The 15,313-nt window shown below is 61.8% G+C and carries 15 protein-coding genes; 5 read left to right on the top strand and 10 right to left on the bottom strand.

Annotation, left to right across the window (positions count from 1 at the left end; all coding sequences use genetic code 11):
• Window positions 1-20: 20 nt before the first annotated feature.
• The 7 genes from ACKXGA_RS09015 to ACKXGA_RS09045 form a co-directional block, all read right to left on the bottom strand.
• Window positions 21-629 (bottom strand): electron transport complex protein RnfA, encoded by a 609-nt coding sequence (locus ACKXGA_RS09015; protein WP_227610946.1) that lies wholly within the window; start codon window positions 627-629, stop codon window positions 21-23.
• Window positions 626-1,345, bottom strand: a complete 720-nt coding sequence (locus tag ACKXGA_RS09020; RefSeq protein WP_097773173.1) for an Rnf-Nqr domain containing protein — start codon at window positions 1,343-1,345, stop codon at window positions 626-628. The genes ACKXGA_RS09015 and ACKXGA_RS09020 overlap by 4 nt, the downstream gene beginning before the upstream one ends.
• Complete coding sequence (locus ACKXGA_RS09025) at window positions 1,342-2,346, bottom strand: RnfABCDGE type electron transport complex subunit D (RefSeq protein WP_154277106.1); 1,005 nt, start codon at window positions 2,344-2,346, stop codon at window positions 1,342-1,344. The genes ACKXGA_RS09020 and ACKXGA_RS09025 overlap by 4 nt, the downstream gene beginning before the upstream one ends.
• A gap of 13 nt (window positions 2,347-2,359) precedes the next feature.
• Window positions 2,360-3,010 carry a ribulose-phosphate 3-epimerase gene (gene rpe, locus ACKXGA_RS09030; RefSeq protein WP_005934699.1) on the bottom strand — a complete coding sequence of 217 codons (651 nt, stop codon included), beginning with the start codon at window positions 3,008-3,010 and terminating at the stop codon, window positions 2,360-2,362.
• Between the two features lie 254 nt (window positions 3,011-3,264).
• Window positions 3,265-4,779, bottom strand: a complete 1,515-nt coding sequence (locus tag ACKXGA_RS09035) for a HAMP domain-containing sensor histidine kinase (protein WP_423729324.1) — start codon at window positions 4,777-4,779, stop codon at window positions 3,265-3,267.
• Window positions 4,779-5,477 (bottom strand): response regulator transcription factor, encoded by a 699-nt coding sequence (locus ACKXGA_RS09040; protein WP_005934701.1) that lies wholly within the window; start codon window positions 5,475-5,477, stop codon window positions 4,779-4,781. Before ACKXGA_RS09040 ends, ACKXGA_RS09035 begins: the two co-directional genes overlap by 1 nt.
• A gap of 135 nt (window positions 5,478-5,612) precedes the next feature.
• Window positions 5,613-6,893, bottom strand: coding sequence for a serine dehydratase subunit alpha family protein (locus ACKXGA_RS09045; RefSeq protein ID WP_423729325.1), 1,281 nt, complete (start codon window positions 6,891-6,893; stop codon window positions 5,613-5,615).
• A 176-nt stretch (window positions 6,894-7,069) separates the two neighbouring features.
• Between ACKXGA_RS09045 and ychF the strand changes: the two genes are divergently transcribed.
• Together ychF and ACKXGA_RS09055 are read left to right on the top strand one after the other, a co-directional pair.
• Window positions 7,070-8,203: a redox-regulated ATPase YchF gene (ychF, locus tag ACKXGA_RS09050; RefSeq protein ID WP_097771383.1), complete on the top strand. Its 1,134-nt coding sequence runs from the start codon at window positions 7,070-7,072 to the stop codon at window positions 8,201-8,203.
• A gap of 67 nt (window positions 8,204-8,270) precedes the next feature.
• Window positions 8,271-8,954, top strand: a complete 684-nt coding sequence (locus ACKXGA_RS09055; RefSeq protein WP_098924142.1) for a 5'-methylthioadenosine/adenosylhomocysteine nucleosidase — start codon at window positions 8,271-8,273, stop codon at window positions 8,952-8,954.
• A gap of 16 nt (window positions 8,955-8,970) precedes the next feature.
• On the opposite strand, the gene ACKXGA_RS09060 is transcribed toward ACKXGA_RS09055, so the two are convergent.
• The 3 genes from ACKXGA_RS09060 to malQ form a co-directional block, all read right to left on the bottom strand.
• Window positions 8,971-9,411, bottom strand: a complete 441-nt coding sequence (locus ACKXGA_RS09060) for a hypothetical protein (protein ID WP_423729326.1) — start codon at window positions 9,409-9,411, stop codon at window positions 8,971-8,973.
• 60 nt (window positions 9,412-9,471) lie between these two features.
• Entirely contained in the window at window positions 9,472-10,266 is a 795-nt protein-coding gene (locus tag ACKXGA_RS09065; protein WP_005934708.1) for a GGDEF domain-containing protein, read from the bottom strand.
• 194 nt (window positions 10,267-10,460) lie between these two features.
• Window positions 10,461-12,002: a 4-alpha-glucanotransferase gene (gene malQ, locus ACKXGA_RS09070; protein WP_423729327.1), complete on the bottom strand. Its 1,542-nt coding sequence runs from the start codon at window positions 12,000-12,002 to the stop codon at window positions 10,461-10,463.
• Between the two features lie 124 nt (window positions 12,003-12,126).
• Here malQ and ACKXGA_RS09075 point away from each other — a divergent pair, with 124 nt between their 5' ends.
• The 3 genes from ACKXGA_RS09075 to ACKXGA_RS09085 all read left to right on the top strand — a co-directional run bounded on the left by ACKXGA_RS09075 (window position 12,127) and on the right by ACKXGA_RS09085 (window position 15,295).
• Window positions 12,127-13,314: an alanyl-tRNA editing protein gene (locus ACKXGA_RS09075; protein WP_423729328.1), complete on the top strand. Its 1,188-nt coding sequence runs from the start codon at window positions 12,127-12,129 to the stop codon at window positions 13,312-13,314.
• A gap of 177 nt (window positions 13,315-13,491) precedes the next feature.
• The gene (gene trmB / locus ACKXGA_RS09080) at window positions 13,492-14,244 is read left to right on the top strand and encodes a tRNA (guanosine(46)-N7)-methyltransferase TrmB (RefSeq protein WP_249257615.1); all 753 of its coding nucleotides are present in this window, start codon (window positions 13,492-13,494) and stop codon (window positions 14,242-14,244) included.
• A 1-nt stretch (window position 14,245) separates the two neighbouring features.
• Entirely contained in the window at window positions 14,246-15,295 is a 1,050-nt protein-coding gene (locus tag ACKXGA_RS09085) for a putative ABC transporter permease (RefSeq protein ID WP_423729329.1), read from the top strand.
• Window positions 15,296-15,313: the final 18 nt, after the last annotated feature.

Consider the following 15,313-nt stretch of genomic DNA (forward strand, 5'->3'; position numbering starts at 1 on the left):
CCACCCTCCTTGGGGTCAACTTACAGGATCACGGAATGGCCGGTAAAGCCGTAGATGGCCAGCGCCAGCACACCGATATAGATCAGGGTGATGGGCAGGCCGCGGAATGCTTCGGGGATGGCCTTGCTGCGCAGGCGGTTGCCCGCCTCGGTCACCAGCATCACAGCCAGCAGGTAGCCCAGGCCGCTGCCCAGGCCAAAGCCGATGGACTGCGCCAGCGTAAAGCTCTGGGTGCGTTCCACCAGCACGGTGCCCAGCACGCCGCTGTTCACGGCGGCAATGGGCAGGATGCGGATGAGCAGGCCGCTGCGGGGGCCCTTGACCGCCCGCAGGATGGCGTGCTCAAAGATGCAGACCACCGCCACACAGGCCAGGTAGAGCAGCGGGCGGAGCTGGGCACGGTAGGGCAGGTCCACGATCTGGCTGCCCGCAAAATACGCCAGCGGGGCCACCAGCGTCTGGGTAACACAGAGCAGCAGGGCAAACCACCAGCTGCTGGTGCGCTCGTCACCCACCAGCTGGATCAGGCGCGACACGCCCAGACCACGGGTAAAGATGGCGTTCTGGGCAAACAGGGCCAGCACGGCGTAGGCAAAGGCCACACCGATGGTATTCATCACAGCACTCACTGATCCTGCACCTCCTTCCGGGGGTGCGCAGCCAGAGTGCCGCGCGCCTCAGTTTTCAGGTATTCCTTGTGTTTGCGGGCCAGCGCGCGCCAGACGGCACACACCACGCCCAGCACGATGAAACCGCCTGCCGGCATGGATGCCATGGGCAGGACAGAGCGGCTGAGCTGGATCCCAAACACACTGCCCAGCGCCAGCCACTCCCGCAGGCAGCCCACGATGAACAGGATGAGCGCGTAGCCCACCGTGATGCGCAGACCCTTGGAGACAGCCTTGCGCATGGTTTCCTGCACACGGCCAAAGCGGTAGGTCAGCAAGGGCTCCACCACCAGCATGGGCAGGTAGATGCCCAGCATCAGCAGGTCGGTGCCGAACACAGCGTTCAGGATGGGATAAGCGGCGAGGTAGACCACCGCCGCACTGCCGCTGTACACCAGCGCCCGGGGCAGCAGCTTTTTCTCCAGCTCTTCCGGGGCGGGCTGCTCGTCCCGCAGGGGGAACAGGCGGCTGACCAGGCAGGCCAGCATCCGGGAAGGCGTGAGCAGCAGGGCCACAGCCACGGCCAGCATCAAAGCATTTTTGCCTGTGGTGGCAAGCACCACCAGCGGAGCCAGACCCATGCCCTGCATGACAACGGGGTTATTTTTGAACACCCGGTCATGGTGGGCGAACTTTTCAGGATCACGGGTGATCAGTTCTGCAATGGAACGTTTCATTCAGCACCCTCCTTTCCGGCCGCGGGGCGGTGCATCAGCTGATACAGGCGGCTCTCGGTGCGGTCCATCCAGCCGGAAATGCTGTTGACCGTGAGCAGGGCAAAGCAGACACCCGTCTCGTACACGCCGTAATACCGGAAGCCCATGGTGATTGCCCCCACCAGCACACCGTACAGGATGCGGCCCAAATGGTGGTGGGCGCAGGTGTAGGGCTCGTTGAGCAGGAACACCGCGCTGAACAGCATGGCACCGGTCAGCAGTTCGTCCCGCACGCACTGCAGGCGCAGGGCGATGTCCACGCCGTTCACTCCCACCTGACGGGGGAAGAGGAAGGCAATGAGGGCACAGGTGACCACAAAGCTGACAGAAGCGCTCAGACGGACATCCTTCTGCAGCCAGAGGAAAAGCCCGCAGGCCAGAAGGATGAGGGCGGCACCCGTGCCCATGGGGGCGGCGTACTCGCCCAGCACCAGCGAAATTGCGCCGATGTTCAGGCTGCCGCCGCTGCGCAGGGTATCCGAGATGGTGCTGGACACCGGCACGCCGGTGGCATCCCACAGGGGGATGTTGGTATAGGGCTGGGGGTAGCGGAACACCTGCTCCGGCCAGGACACCGCCGCCACGGCGTAGCCCACAGCAGCGGGATTGAAGGGATAGCTGCCGTAGCCGCCAAACACCTCCTTGCCGATGAGGACACCGGCCAGCACCGCCATAATGACCACATACCAGTCCACCGTGGCGGGCATGAGCAGGGCGATGATGAGGGCAAAACTCTCGTTGGAAAAATCCCCGGCCCGATACACGCGGCGGCGCAGCAGGGAGACCAGGCGGTCACACAGATTGCCGGTGAGCAGCGCCGCGCCGCAGAGCAGCAGGGGCCGCAGACCGTACAGGAAGCAGGCCATGCAGAGCAGCGGGATGGTCATAAAGCAGACGTGCAGATAGTACCGCCCCGTCTTTGCAAGCTCCTGCTCCTGCTGCTGGATCAAACGTTCATCCATGGTAAGGCACCTCTCACAGGGCGGCCAGACGGCGCACTGCCGCAGCCGGGTCGGCTGCGCCGAACACGGCACTGCCCGCCACCAGAATATCAGCACCCGCCTCCACGCACAGGGGGGCGGTGGTGTCATCCACGCCGCCATCCACTTCCAGCAGGTAGCGGGCGCTCCGCTTTGCCCGCTCTTCCTTGAGCCAGCGCAGCTTTTCCAGCGCCGAGGGCATGAACTTCTGCCCGCCGAAGCCGGGCTCCACGCTCATCACCAGCACCAGATCCAGCTGGTCGAGATACGGGGCCAGCGCCTCCGGCGCAGTACCGGGCTTGATGGTCAGGCCCACCTTGCAGCCCAGTGCCTTGACCGCATCGATGGTCTGCTGGATGTCGTCCTCGCACTCGAGGTGGAAGTTGTACAGGCTGGCACCCGCCTTGATGAAAGGCTCTGCATACTGCAGCGGGTGGCTGATCATCAGGTGGACATCGTAGAATGCTGCGGGCATCCCCTTGTGCAGGCTTTTCAGCACCGGCACGCCAAAGCTGATGTTGGGCACAAAGTGGCCGTCCATCACGTCATAATGCAGCATCTGCGCACCGGCATCCAGCACCATGCGGCAGTCTGCGCCAAGCTGATTGAAATCAGCCGAAAGGATCGAAGGACTAATGATCGTCATTGTGTTTTATACTCTCCGTTATTTTTCAGAAAGATTATACCATCCGTTCTGCCAGAGCACCTGTTTTGGGGCCGGAATGCAGGGCGGGCATGGTTACTCTTAGTTTACATGAAAACACGCAAAAAATCAAACCCGGAGCCGTGTTTTTCACGGAAAAGTCTCAAACCTGCCCCCGGATCCATCCAAAATCCATTCCAAAACCAAAAACGACCAGACCGCCCCGCCCGTTTCAGGGGGACAGTCTGGCCGCGGATTCAGTTGACAGGCTTCATGCTGGCGGGGTCCTCCACCGGCACGGGCTGACCGGATTCGTCCGGCAGGCGCTTCATGCCGCTGGGGTTGGGGGGCGTGGCGGGCAGGGTGAACACGAACTGACACCACTCGCCCTGCTGGCTCTCCACACGGATCTGGCCTCCGGAAAGGTTGACCAGCACCTTGCAAATATTCAGGCCAAGACCGGCCCCCCGGGCGTGCAGGCCGCGGGACCTGTCCTCTTTGTAGAAGCGCTGGAACACATAGGGCAGCGCCTCGGGGCTGATGCCCTGACCGGAATTCCAGATCGAGACCTCCACCTCGGGGCCCAGCTTCTCCACATGGAACTTGATGGTGCCGCCCGCCGGGGTGAACTTGATGGCATTGTCCAGAATGTTATAAGCCACCTGATGGATGAGGTCGGGGTCCGCGTAGACCAGCACCTTTTCATCCATGGTCAGGCCTTCCAGATCGATCATGCCGTCGTTGATGCGCTGCTCCGCCGAAAGGGCCACACCGGTGAGCGTCTCCCAGATGTTGAACATCCGGGCGTTCACCTGATACTCGCCGCTTTCCAGCTTGGAGAGATCGAGCATGTTCTGGATGAGCCGGGCCAGGCGGCCGGTCTCCTCGCTGACCAGCTGCAGGTAGTGGTTCTGCATATCGGGCGGGATGGTGCCGTCCAGAATGCCGTCCACAAAGCCCTTGATGGTGGTCATGGGGGTGCGCAGCTCGTGGGCGATGTTGCCCATGAACTGGCCGCGGGAATTGTCGTTGGACTGGATGTTCTCCGCCATCTGGTTGAAGGTGTGGGCCAGGTCCACCACTTCGCCCTCACCTTCCACGCCCTCGACACGGACAGAGAAGTCCCCGCCGCCAAACCGCTGGGCGGCATCGGTGATCTTCTGGAGCGGGTCGGTCAGCTTCCGCATCAGGAAGGAGGTCAGCACGCTGGCGCAGAGCAGCATAACGCAGGCAGAGAAGAAGAAGTTCGACCAGAACTCCTCCTTGAAGTCGGTCAGCCGCGCGCCGGAGGAGCAGAGGAAGAGATAGCCGCTGTTGTTGCCCCGGGCATCCTGCATGTGCCGCACCGAGACATAGCTCTTCTCGGTCAGCACACCGTCCAGCGTGCTCAGGGTGTGGTAGGGCTGATCCCCGGCAACTTTTTTCATAAGCTCCGGCCCCACAATATCTGTTCCCACCATCTCGGGGTTGGAGGCAATGAGGATCCGGCCCTCTTCATCGGTGAAAAACAGGTAAGCCTCGGCGCTCTCGCCGATGATCTCCAGCTTGGTGTTCAGGGCATCCAGCTCGGCCCCCTTGGGCAGAGCCGCCTGCTGCACGATATAATCCGCCGCGCGCTGGGTCACATCCGCCACGCTGTCCAGCGTGTCGTACCGCTCCTGGGCAAAATAGCGGCTGAACAGCAGCCACTCGGAGCAGCCCAGCACCGCCGTGCCCAGCACCAGCAGGGTGGCCACCATCGAAAAGAAGGTGACCGAAATACTTTTGCGCATTACTGACGCACCTCGAACTTATAGCCCACGCCCCAGACGGTCTTGAGCTCCCACTTGTCGGAAGCGCCCGCCAGCTTTTCGCGCAGGCGCTTGACATGGACATCGATGGTGCGGCTGTCACCGTAGTACTCAAAGCCCCACACCTCGTCCAGCAGCTGGTCGCGGGTGTAAACACGGTTGGGGTGGGAGGCCAGGCAGTTCAGCAGCTCCAGCTCCTTGGGGGGAGCCTCCACCACCTTGCCCTTGACCCGCAGCTCGTAGCTGTTCATGTCCAGCCGCAGGTTGTCGAACTCGATCACGCCCTCGGTGCTCTCGGTCTGGGCGGTGGTGGTGGTGCAGCGGCGCAGCACCGCCTTGATGCGGGCCACGACCTCCTTGGTGTCAAAGGGCTTGACCATGTAATCGTCTGCGCCCAGCTCAAGGCCCAGCACCTTGTCAAAGGTCTCGCCTTTGGCGGTCAGCATCATCACGGGGGTGTTGCCCAGCTTGCGGATGCGGCGGCAGACCTCCAGGCCATCCATCTTGGGCATCATCACATCCAGCAGCACCATATCGGGCTTGACCTGATTGAACTTGTCCAGACCTTCTTCGCCGTCGTTCGCGGTGGTGACCTGATAGCCCTCCTTGGTCAGATAAAGCCGCAGCAGCTCGCAGATGTTGGTATCGTCGTCCACGACGAGGATCTTTTCGTTGGCCATAGTGGTTTCCTCCCCAATTCTGTATGTTCCGGCCCTTTCGGGCCTTGTGACAAAGTATCCACTTCTTATTATACGGAATAGTTATGACAAAATAAAGAAGGTTTTGTATGATTTTTGGGACGCAGGCTCCGCCGCTCAGCTCATCATCAGCCGGATGATCTCCTCATTGGTCTGCCGCATCCCGTCCTTGCCCAGACGTCCGATGCCCTTGATGGTGGTCTCGATGTCCTTCATCACGATGCCATCGCCGCCCTTGAACTCCTGATTGCACTTGTACATGTTGTAGCCCAGCAGCGCCGCATCCACCGAAGATGCGATCTTTGCGGCGCAGGAAGCCTTGGCTCCGTCGCACACGATGCCGGACACAATGGCAAGGGCGTTGACCACCGTGTGGATGGCAGCCTGATAGCCGTCGCCGCACAGGTACACGATGCCTGCGCCTGCACCCGCACCCGCGCTGACCGCGCCGCAGTAGGCAGACAGGGTGCCGATGCCGGTCTTTTCGTGGATGGCCACCAGATTGGAGATGATGAGGGCGCGGTAGAGCTTTTCCTTGCCGCTGTGCAGCTCCTTGGCGTACTCGATGAGGGGCACCGAGCAGGTGATGCCCTGATTGCCGCTGCCGGAGTTGATGATGACCGGCAGCTCGCAGCCGTTCATACGGGCATCGGAGCCGGCGGCGGCCTTGGCTTTTGCGCGGTTGGAGACATCGTTGCCGTAAGTGGTCAGCAGCACCCGCCCGATGTTGGCACCGTAGTCGCCCAGCAGGCCCTCTTCTGCAATGGCGTTGTTGTAGCGGATCTGCCGTTCCAGCAGGTCTGCCACGTCCCGCAGGTCGGCGGTCTCGGCAAAGTCCCAGATGTCCTGCATGTTCAGCAGGCCGCGGTCGGCGCGGGCATCCTCCTGCACGGTCTCGTCCAGCAGGGGCACCTCGTACAGCACCGTGCCGTTCTTCTCGATGCGGCAGATGTTGGTGTGGTAGTCCGCGATGCGCACCCGGGCGTAGTCCTGCCCGCAGCGCTCGGTGACGACGATGTCAAACACATGCCCCTGCTCGGTGTGCTCGATGGTGATGGGCACCGTCTGCAGATAGTCCCGGATGGCAGACTTCTTTTCCTCGCTGACCTCCGAGATGACCTCCAGCTCCTTCTCGGCAGAACCGGCGATGATGCCTGCCGCCACCGCCGCCTCCATGCCCTTCAGGTGCCCGGTGTTGGGCACGATGACGCTTTTCACGTTCTTGATGATGCTGCCGCTCACCTGCAGCTGCACGCTGTCCGGCAGCACCCCCAGCACCTCGCGGGCTTTTGCCGCCGCATAGGCCAGCGCGATGGGCTCGGTGCAGCCCATCGCCGGGATCAGCTCCTCCTTCAGGATCTCCACATAAGCCTGATAGCGCGGGTCGTTGCGTTCCATAACATCCTCCTGCCTTCCCTTCTGGAAATCGGTTCGTATTTTAAGAACAGTATAATATAGAACTCCCGCCGTGTAAATCCGTTGTTTTGCGCCCATCCCCTTGCGCTCCGGGTTTTCATCGCGTATAATGATAGTTGTATCGTTATGCAAAAAAACGTGTAAGGAGCGTATTTTATATGAAGTTAGGTATCGTCGGTCTGCCGAACGTCGGCAAGTCCACTCTGTTCAACGCCATCACCTCCACCAAAAACGCGGAAGCCGCCAACTACCCCTTCTGCACCATTGAGCCCAACAGCGGCATCGTGGCCGTGCCGGACAAGCGGCTGGACAAGCTGGCTGAGATCTGGCAGACCAACAAAAAGACACCTGCCATCGTGGAGTTTGTAGACATCGCCGGTCTGGTCAAGGGTGCCAGCCAGGGTGCAGGCCTGGGCAACAAGTTCCTGGGCCACATCCGCGAGTGTGATGCCATCGTGCACGTGGTGCGCTGCTTTGATGACGACAACATCATCCATGTGGTGGAGGACGTGACCAAGGCCGAGGCCGTGGACCCCATCGCTGACATCGATGCCATTGACTACGAGCTGATTCTCTCTGACCTCGAGGTCGTTCAGAACCGCGCGGGCCGGATGGCCAAGGCCGCCAAGAGCGGCAACAACAAGGGCGCTGCCGCTGAAGCCGCCTGGCTGCAGAAGCTGGCCGACCACCTGAGCGCAGGCAAGCCCGCCCGCAGCTTTGACTTTGACGAGGGGGATGCCGAGCAGCAGGCCGTGCTGCACGAGATGGGCCTGCTGAGCTCCAAGCCCGTGCTCTACGCCTGCAACGTGGGCGAGGATGACCTGATGGAGGGCATCGAGAATAACCGCTATGTCCCGCTGGTGGCCGCCCGCGCCGCCGAGGAGGGGGCCCGCTACATTCCCATCTGCGCCAAGACCGAAGAGGACATTGCCGACTACTCCCCCGAGGAGAAGAAGGCTTTCCTGGCCGAGATGGGCATCGAGGCCAGCGGCCTGGACAACCTGATCACTGCCAGCTACGACCTGCTGGGCCTCATTTCCTTCCTGACCGACGGCAAAAAGGAGTGCCGCGCCTGGACCATCCGCAAGGGCACCAAGGCTCCTCAGGCCGCCGGTAAGATCCACAGCGATTTCGAGCGCGGCTTCATCCGCGCCAGCGTCATCGGCTATGGCGACCTGGAAGCCAACAACTTCGATTATGCCGCTGTCAAGGCCAAGGGCCTGCAGCGCACCGAGGGCAAGGAGTACGTCGTGAAGGACGGCGACGTGATCGAGTTCCTGTTCAACGTCTGATGTATGATAAAAGTGTCTCCCGCGCGGCGCGCGGGAGACACTTTTGCCCAGGAGAAAGGACATCTATATGATTATCGGAATTATGGGCGCAATGCCCGATGAAGTCGATCAGCTGTGTGCAAAACTGGAAAACGTCACCGTGGAGCCCTACGGCGGCGTGGAGTACCACAGGGGCACGCTGGCAGGCAAGCAGGTCGTGGTCTGCTGTGCAGGCATGGGCAAGGCCAATGCCGCCGCCACCACTCAGGTGCTCATCACCCGATACGGTGCTGAGAAGATCATCTTCTCCGGCATTGCAGGCAACATGACCAGCAAGATCGGCATTGGTGATGTGGTCATTGGCAAGACGGTGCTCTACCACGATGCCCAGCTGGACATGATCTGCCAGAACCCGCCCTACCTGAAGGAGTACGCCGGTGACCCGGCCCTCATCGCCGCCGCTGAAAAAGCCTGCGCCGAGGCCGGGGTCAAGGCCCTGACCGGCAAGATCGCCACCGGCGACCTGTTCGTGGGCGACAGCGAGACCAAGGCCGCCATTGAGGCCAAATGCGCCCCCGACTGCGTTGAGATGGAGGGTGCTGCTGTGAGCCAGATCGCCGCCAAGAACGATGTGCCCTGCGTCATCCTGCGGGCCATGAGCGACAATGCCGACGAGGACGGCCACGAGGTGCTGGTGGTGAAGAAATTCAGCATCGCCGAGTACGTGGCTACCGCCACCCGGATCGTGGCGGCCATGGTGGAAGCACTCTGAGCAGACGGAGCCGCCTTTACAGAAACTGCTCCAGTTTCAGCCGGTTCTCTTCCTCCAGATCCTGCAGCTTCTGCATCAGGCGCTTGGAGCCGGGGGCCGCATTGGGATAATCTTTCTGGCTCTTGATGCAGTCCATCACGCCCTGACTGCTTCCCTCGCTGAGCATTTCGGCCAGATTGCGGGTGGATTTGTCGGTGAGCGTTTTCATGCCGATGCCCATTTTGGTGTTGAGCTTTGCCATGATGCTCTGGCCCTGAGCCGTGCCGCCGCAGGCCTCGATGGCGGTGTGGGCCTCCTGATTCAGTTCCCGGTAGAGGTTCCGCTCCCGCAGAAGCTCGGCCCGGAAGGCAGGATCCTCGGTCATGGGCACGATTTGTTCCAGCGTGTTCTTGCCCATCTCCGTGTTCTGCACCACCGCTTCCAGCAGATTCAGGTTATCATTTTTCTGATTTTCCATACAAAAATCCCCCTTTGTGGCACTAGCTTGTACCGCAAAGGGGGATTTTATGCATTCGGTTTATTTGCTGCAGATCTGGTCGCCGCCGGCGGTCTGGGCCGCCTTCAGGCGCTGCTCACACAGCTGATACAGTGCGTCCCAGTTCTTGCCCCGCACCTCGCCGGTGCAGGCGCAGCCGATGGACTGGGTAAAGGGCACCCGGCGCATCAGGCCCACCGATGCCACACACGCGCGGGGCATCTCGGCATAGATGCCGTTCAGCTCCTCGGCCAGCTCTGCGCAGTTCTTATCCGCACAGCCGATGGCGAACAGCGTGTCCGTCAGGCGGCAGACCACCCGCTCTGCAGGGCGGTCGTAGTACTTTTTCCACTGGTTGGCCACAAAACAGACCAGCTGGTTCATCACGGCATCGCCCTGCCGGGTGCGCATCCCGTCCTCATCGTCCAGCGCCACCAGCGCCAGCGAAGCACAGCGGTGAGCATCCGTCCACTCATCCAGCCGGGTGCAGAACTCCGTTTCAAAATAGCGGCGGTTGAACACGCCGGTCAGGAAATCGTGATTCATATCGTCCCGGCAGAGCTCCCGCTCCCGCGCGGTCATCCGATCCTCCGGCAGGTCGCTGCCCGCCAGCGGAGCCGTCATCTGCAGCTGCCAGAGCTTGCCGTCCGCCTCGATCAGGCGGCGCAGCACGCAGTCCACCTGCCCATTGCGCAGGACATAATCCACCTGCAGGCCATCGTCCTGCCAGGTGTCCGCAGCCTCCTCATCGGCTTCCGTCAGGGTCACGTCCTCAAAGGCGGTCTGTGCGTTTTCTGCAAAGGCGCGCAGATCCTGTTCCGTCCATTCTTTTTTCATGCGTTTTTCCCCATTATCCGGTGCCGGACTCTCTCCCTTCCGGCACAGCTTTGCCACACGGCCGCTGAAAGCGCAGCCCCATTACCGGAATTATACCATCTTGTGCCAGGCGTTTCCAGCAAAACGCACAAACTTTAACGTAATTTTTTACATTTTCGTCAAACTGCTAAACACACTCCGGGTTTCCGGCCCGGTTATGTACGGCAGTACACGGCGCACTCCGCCAGAATGCGCTTGGCCAGCGCGGCAGTGTCGAACCCATCGGCGGCGCGCCAGCTCCAGTTTCCGCCCAGCTTGCCGGGGCTGTTCAGGTGGGCTTCCTCGCCCAGGCCCAGCCAGTCGGCCATGGGGATGATGGCACGGTCGGCCACAGAGCCCAGCGCAGCCCGGAGCAGCGCGGTGCGGGCCGCCTCTGTTTTGACAGCGGCCACCTCCTTTGCGGTGGGCTGATAGCCGGTCAGATGCAGGTAGGCGGCGGCCACAGCCTTCTCCTTGGCCGATGCGCTCTCGTCCCACCAGGCGGTCAGCGTCGTGTTGTCATGGGTGCCGGGGTAGACCACGCTGTTCTTGACGTGGTTGTGGGGCAGGTACTCGCTGTCCCCGCCGCCGAACGCGAACTGCAGCACCTTCATGCCCGGGAAGGTGCTGTCTGCCAGCAGCTCCCGCACACTGGGGAACAGCTCACCCAGATCCTCGGCGATGATGGGCAGCTTGCCCAGCGCACCTTCCAGCGCGTTGAACAGCTCCATCCGGGGGCCGGTCTCCCACTTGCCGGTCTTGGCGGTAGTGCTGTCTGCCGGGATGGCCCAGTAGGTGTCGAAACCGCGGAAGTGGTCGATGCGGAGCAGGTCATAGATGCCCAGCGCATGGCGGACACGCTGGATCCACCAGGCATATCCGGTCTGCTTATGGTAGGGCCAGTTGTACAGCGGGTTGCCCCAGAGCTGGCCTTCTGCCGAGAAGTAATCCGGCGGGCAGCCTGCCACCCGGGCAAAGCCGCCGTCTGCATCCAGCTCAAACAGCGGGCCGCCCACCCAGGCATCCACGGAATCTGCCGAGACATAGATGGGGATATCGCCCAGGATCTGCACGTTGTTGGCGTTGGCGTAGGCTTTCAGCTTCTTCCACTGGATGCTGAACTCGTACTGCAGAAACTTCCAGAAGCCGATCTCTTCCTCGTTCTCTGCCTTAAAAGTTTCCAGCGCCTGCGGCTCCCGCTTGCGGTACTCCCGGGGCCACTCGGTCCAGCTCTTCATGCCGTTGGCGGTCTTGAGGGCCATGTAGAGGGCATAATCCTCCAGCCAGCCCTCGTTTTCCAGCGTGAAGGCATAGTACGCATCCGGATAGTAATGGGCACAGCCGTGCTGGCCTGCACACTGCCTGCGCCAGGCGGCGTAGGCGGCGCGCAGGATCTTGTAGCGGCTGGTGTACAGGGTGCCGTAATCCACGTTCAGCGGGTCCTTGCCCCAAGGCTCGGCCTTGAGCTGGGCAGCTGTCAGCAGCCCCTCGGCTTTCAGAGCATCCAGATCAATGAAATAGGGGTTGCCCGCAAAGGCAGAGCAGCTCTGGTAGGGGCTGTCCCCATAGCCCGTGGGGCTCAGGGGCAGGATCTGCCAGATCTTCTGGCCTGCCGCCGCAAGGAAATCCACAAATTTTTCTGCCTTTTTGCCAAAGCAGCCGATCCCGTAGGGGCCGGGCAGGCTGGACACCGGCATCAGAATACCACTTTCACGCATTGTAAATCCTTCCTCGTCTCAAACTTTTTGCTGGGGCTTGTCTGTTTTCTATCATAACATAACTGCAGACTATTTTCCACAGGCAAAAAACGTGGTATACTTGTTTTTATATTAGGAGGTGCTTATGCAGCCAACCGAAAAATACTATGAACACGATGCCTACCGCCGGGAGGCGGTGGGGCATATTTTAGCCGCAGAGCCGGACAGCCGGACCGGCGGCGGGCGCATCGCGCTGGACGGCACGGTGTTTTACCCCGAGGGCGGCGGCCAGCCTGCCGACCGGGGCACCCTGACCCTTGCCGACGGCACGGTGCTGACCGTCACCGATGTCCACGAGCAGGCGGGTGTCATCTGGCACATGGTCACTTCCCTGCCCGCCGGGGCGGTGCCCGGGGCCGAAGCGGCACAGGCCATCGACTGGGCATGGCGGTTCGATAAGATGCAGCAGCACACCGGCGAGCACATCCTCTCCGGCATCCTGCACAGCATGTTCGGGGCCGAGAACGTGGGCTTCCACATCGGCTCCGATGCCGTGCGGATGGACACGAACATCCCCATCTCCGCCGAGGGGCTGAAAGCGGCCGAGACTGCCGCCAACCGTATCATCTGGGAGAATGTACCGGTGAGCATCACCTACCCCACCCGGGAAGAGCTGGCCGCCCTGACCTACCGCTCCAAAAAGGAGATCGAGGGGCAGGTGCGGATCGTGACCATCCCCGGGGCGGATGTCTGTGCCTGCTGCGGCACCCACACCGCCTTTACCGGCGCGGTGGGCCAGATCAAGATCCTGGCCGCCGAAAACTATAAGGGCGGCGTGCGCCTGAGCATCGTCTGCGGCGGACGCGCGCTGGAAGCCGCGCAGGCCATGCGGGCACGGCAGGCAGAGATCGGTGCCCTGCTCAGCGCCAAGGCCAGCGAGACGGCCAACGCAGTGCACCGGGTGTATGACGAGTACACCGCCCTGAAATTCACCCACTTCGGGCTGTGCAGCCAGCTCTTTGACGCGCTGGCCGCGCAGGTAACGCCCGGTGCGGATGCCATCCGCATCGTGCCGGGGCTGGACCCGGACGGCCTGCACCGGCTGGCTAGCCGCCTGAGCGAGGCCACCACCGGCCTGTGCGCGGCCCTGACCCCCAACGAAAAGGGCACCGGCTACTGTATCGCCCAGGCGGGCGGTGATGTCCGCGCCCTGACCAAAGCCCTGAACGCCGCCCTCAATGGCCGCGGCGGCGGCAAACCCGGCATCTGTCAGGGAAGCTGCGCCGCAGAGCCGGAACAAGTGAAAGAATTTTTGAGAAAGACGAAATTGTAAGCATCCTCACCCTCTCAGTCAAAGCCTTACGGCTTTGCCAGCTCCCCCGAAGGGGGAGCCCTTGGCAAAACCGGTAAGTTTTCCGCACTGCCAAGGCCTCTCCCTTTGGGAGAGGTGGATTTGCGAAGCAAAGACGGAGAGGGCGAGCCACGTTAATTTTAAGGAGAATTACAAACTATGAGAATGCGTTTCAAACCCTACGCCCACGATGAGCTGATGGCCGCCGATTTCCACGTCCACGAGCCCCTGATCTGGGGCGGCAAGTGGCACGCACAGTATGCCCGCCCGGAGCAGCCCTTTGTGCTGGAGCTGGGCTGCGGCAAGGGCGGCTTTATCTCCCAGCTGGCCTGCGCCCACCCGGAAAACAACTATCTGGGCATCGACATCACCGACAAGGTGCTGATCCTTGCCAAGCGCAAGATCGAGGCCGCTTACACCGAGGCAGGCCGCCCCATCGACAACGTGAAGATCATGAGCACCGACATCGAGCGCATCAAGGGCGTGCTCACCGCCGAGGATACCGTCAGCCGCATCTATATCAACTTCTGCAACCCGTGGAGTAAGAACGCTTCCTCCAACAAGCACCGGCTCACCTATCCCCGCCAGCTCATCCAGTACCGCGAATTCCTGAAGGACGGCGGCGAGATCTACTTCAAGACCGATGACGACGACCTGTTCCGCGACAGCCTGGAGTATTTCCCCGCTTCCGGCTACGAGATCACCTGGAAGACCTTTGACCTGCACGAGAACGAGCCGGAGTGGAACATCCGCACCGAGCACGAGGGGATGTTCACCGAGATGGGCATCAAGATCAAGGCCCTGATCGCCAGAAAGCTGCCCGGCGATGCCGCCGTGACCTGGATCGAGCCCAAGGTCCTGAAAAAGAGGAAGGCTGCGGAGGAAGCCGCTGCCGCCGCAAAGGAGGAGTAAGATGTCCTTTTTTGTCAACACCATGGTCTGCGGCTTTTCGCTGTATCAGATCCTGGCGTTTTTCCTGATCTACTCCTGCCTGGGCTGGTGCCTGGAGGTCATCTATGCCGCCGTTTCCACCGGCCAGCTGGTGAACCGCGGCTTTCTGAACGGCCCGGTCTGCCCCATCTACGGCTTTGGCATGATCATTGTGCTGTTCACCCTTTCGCCGCTGGCAGACAACCTGCTGCTGCTCTATCTCGGCGGCGTGATCCTGCCCAGCGTGCTGGAGCTGGTGGGCGGCTGGGCGCTCTACAAGCTCTACCACACCCGGTGGTGGGATTACAGCGACTTCCCCTTCAACATCGGCGGATATATCTGCCTGGAGTTCTCCCTTTTGTGGGGCGTGGGCACCGTTGTGGTGATGAAGGCCGTTCACCCCGTGATCGCGGGTTTTGTGGAGATGGTCCCCCAGATGGTGGGCTTTGTCCTCATGTGCATCCTGTACGCCTGCTACGCCGCCGACGTGGTGGTGACCGCCTTTGCGGCCTCTGACCTGGCCCGTGAGCTGGATGCCCTGGAAAAGGTTGCCGACAGTATGCACGCCGTGTCCGATGCCATGACCGAGCTGCTGGGCACCACCGCCATGGATGTGGACCAGAAGATGGACGAGAGCCGCCTGCAGCTCAAGCTGGCGGCTGCCGAGGCCCGGGACAATGCCGCCAAACTGAGCCCCCGGGATGCCGCTGCCGCCCTGCGCGCCAAGGCCGACGAGGCCATGGAGGCTGCCCGCAAGTCCTCCCAGGAGGCCCGGCTCAATGCCTCTGAGGCCGCCACTGCCGTCAAGCTGGCTGCCAAGGGCACCGCAGAGCGCACGGCAGAGCTGCTCCGACTGGAACAGCTGGCCGAGGAGCTGCAGGCCCGCAGCGAGGAGATGCGCGCCCGCACCCGGAGCTCCAAGTACTTTGGCAAGGGCCGTATGCTCCGCGCTTACCCCAAGCTGCGCCACGGCGAAAAGCACCGCTCTCTGGACGAGCTGCGGGAGCGCCTGAAGTACGAGCGCAAGCACTGACCCTGCCCTTTGCAGCAA

This window comes from Faecalibacterium hominis (ex Afrizal et al. 2022) (genome assembly GCF_049545105.1).
GTDB lineage: Bacteria > Bacillota > Clostridia > Oscillospirales > Ruminococcaceae > Faecalibacterium > Faecalibacterium duncaniae.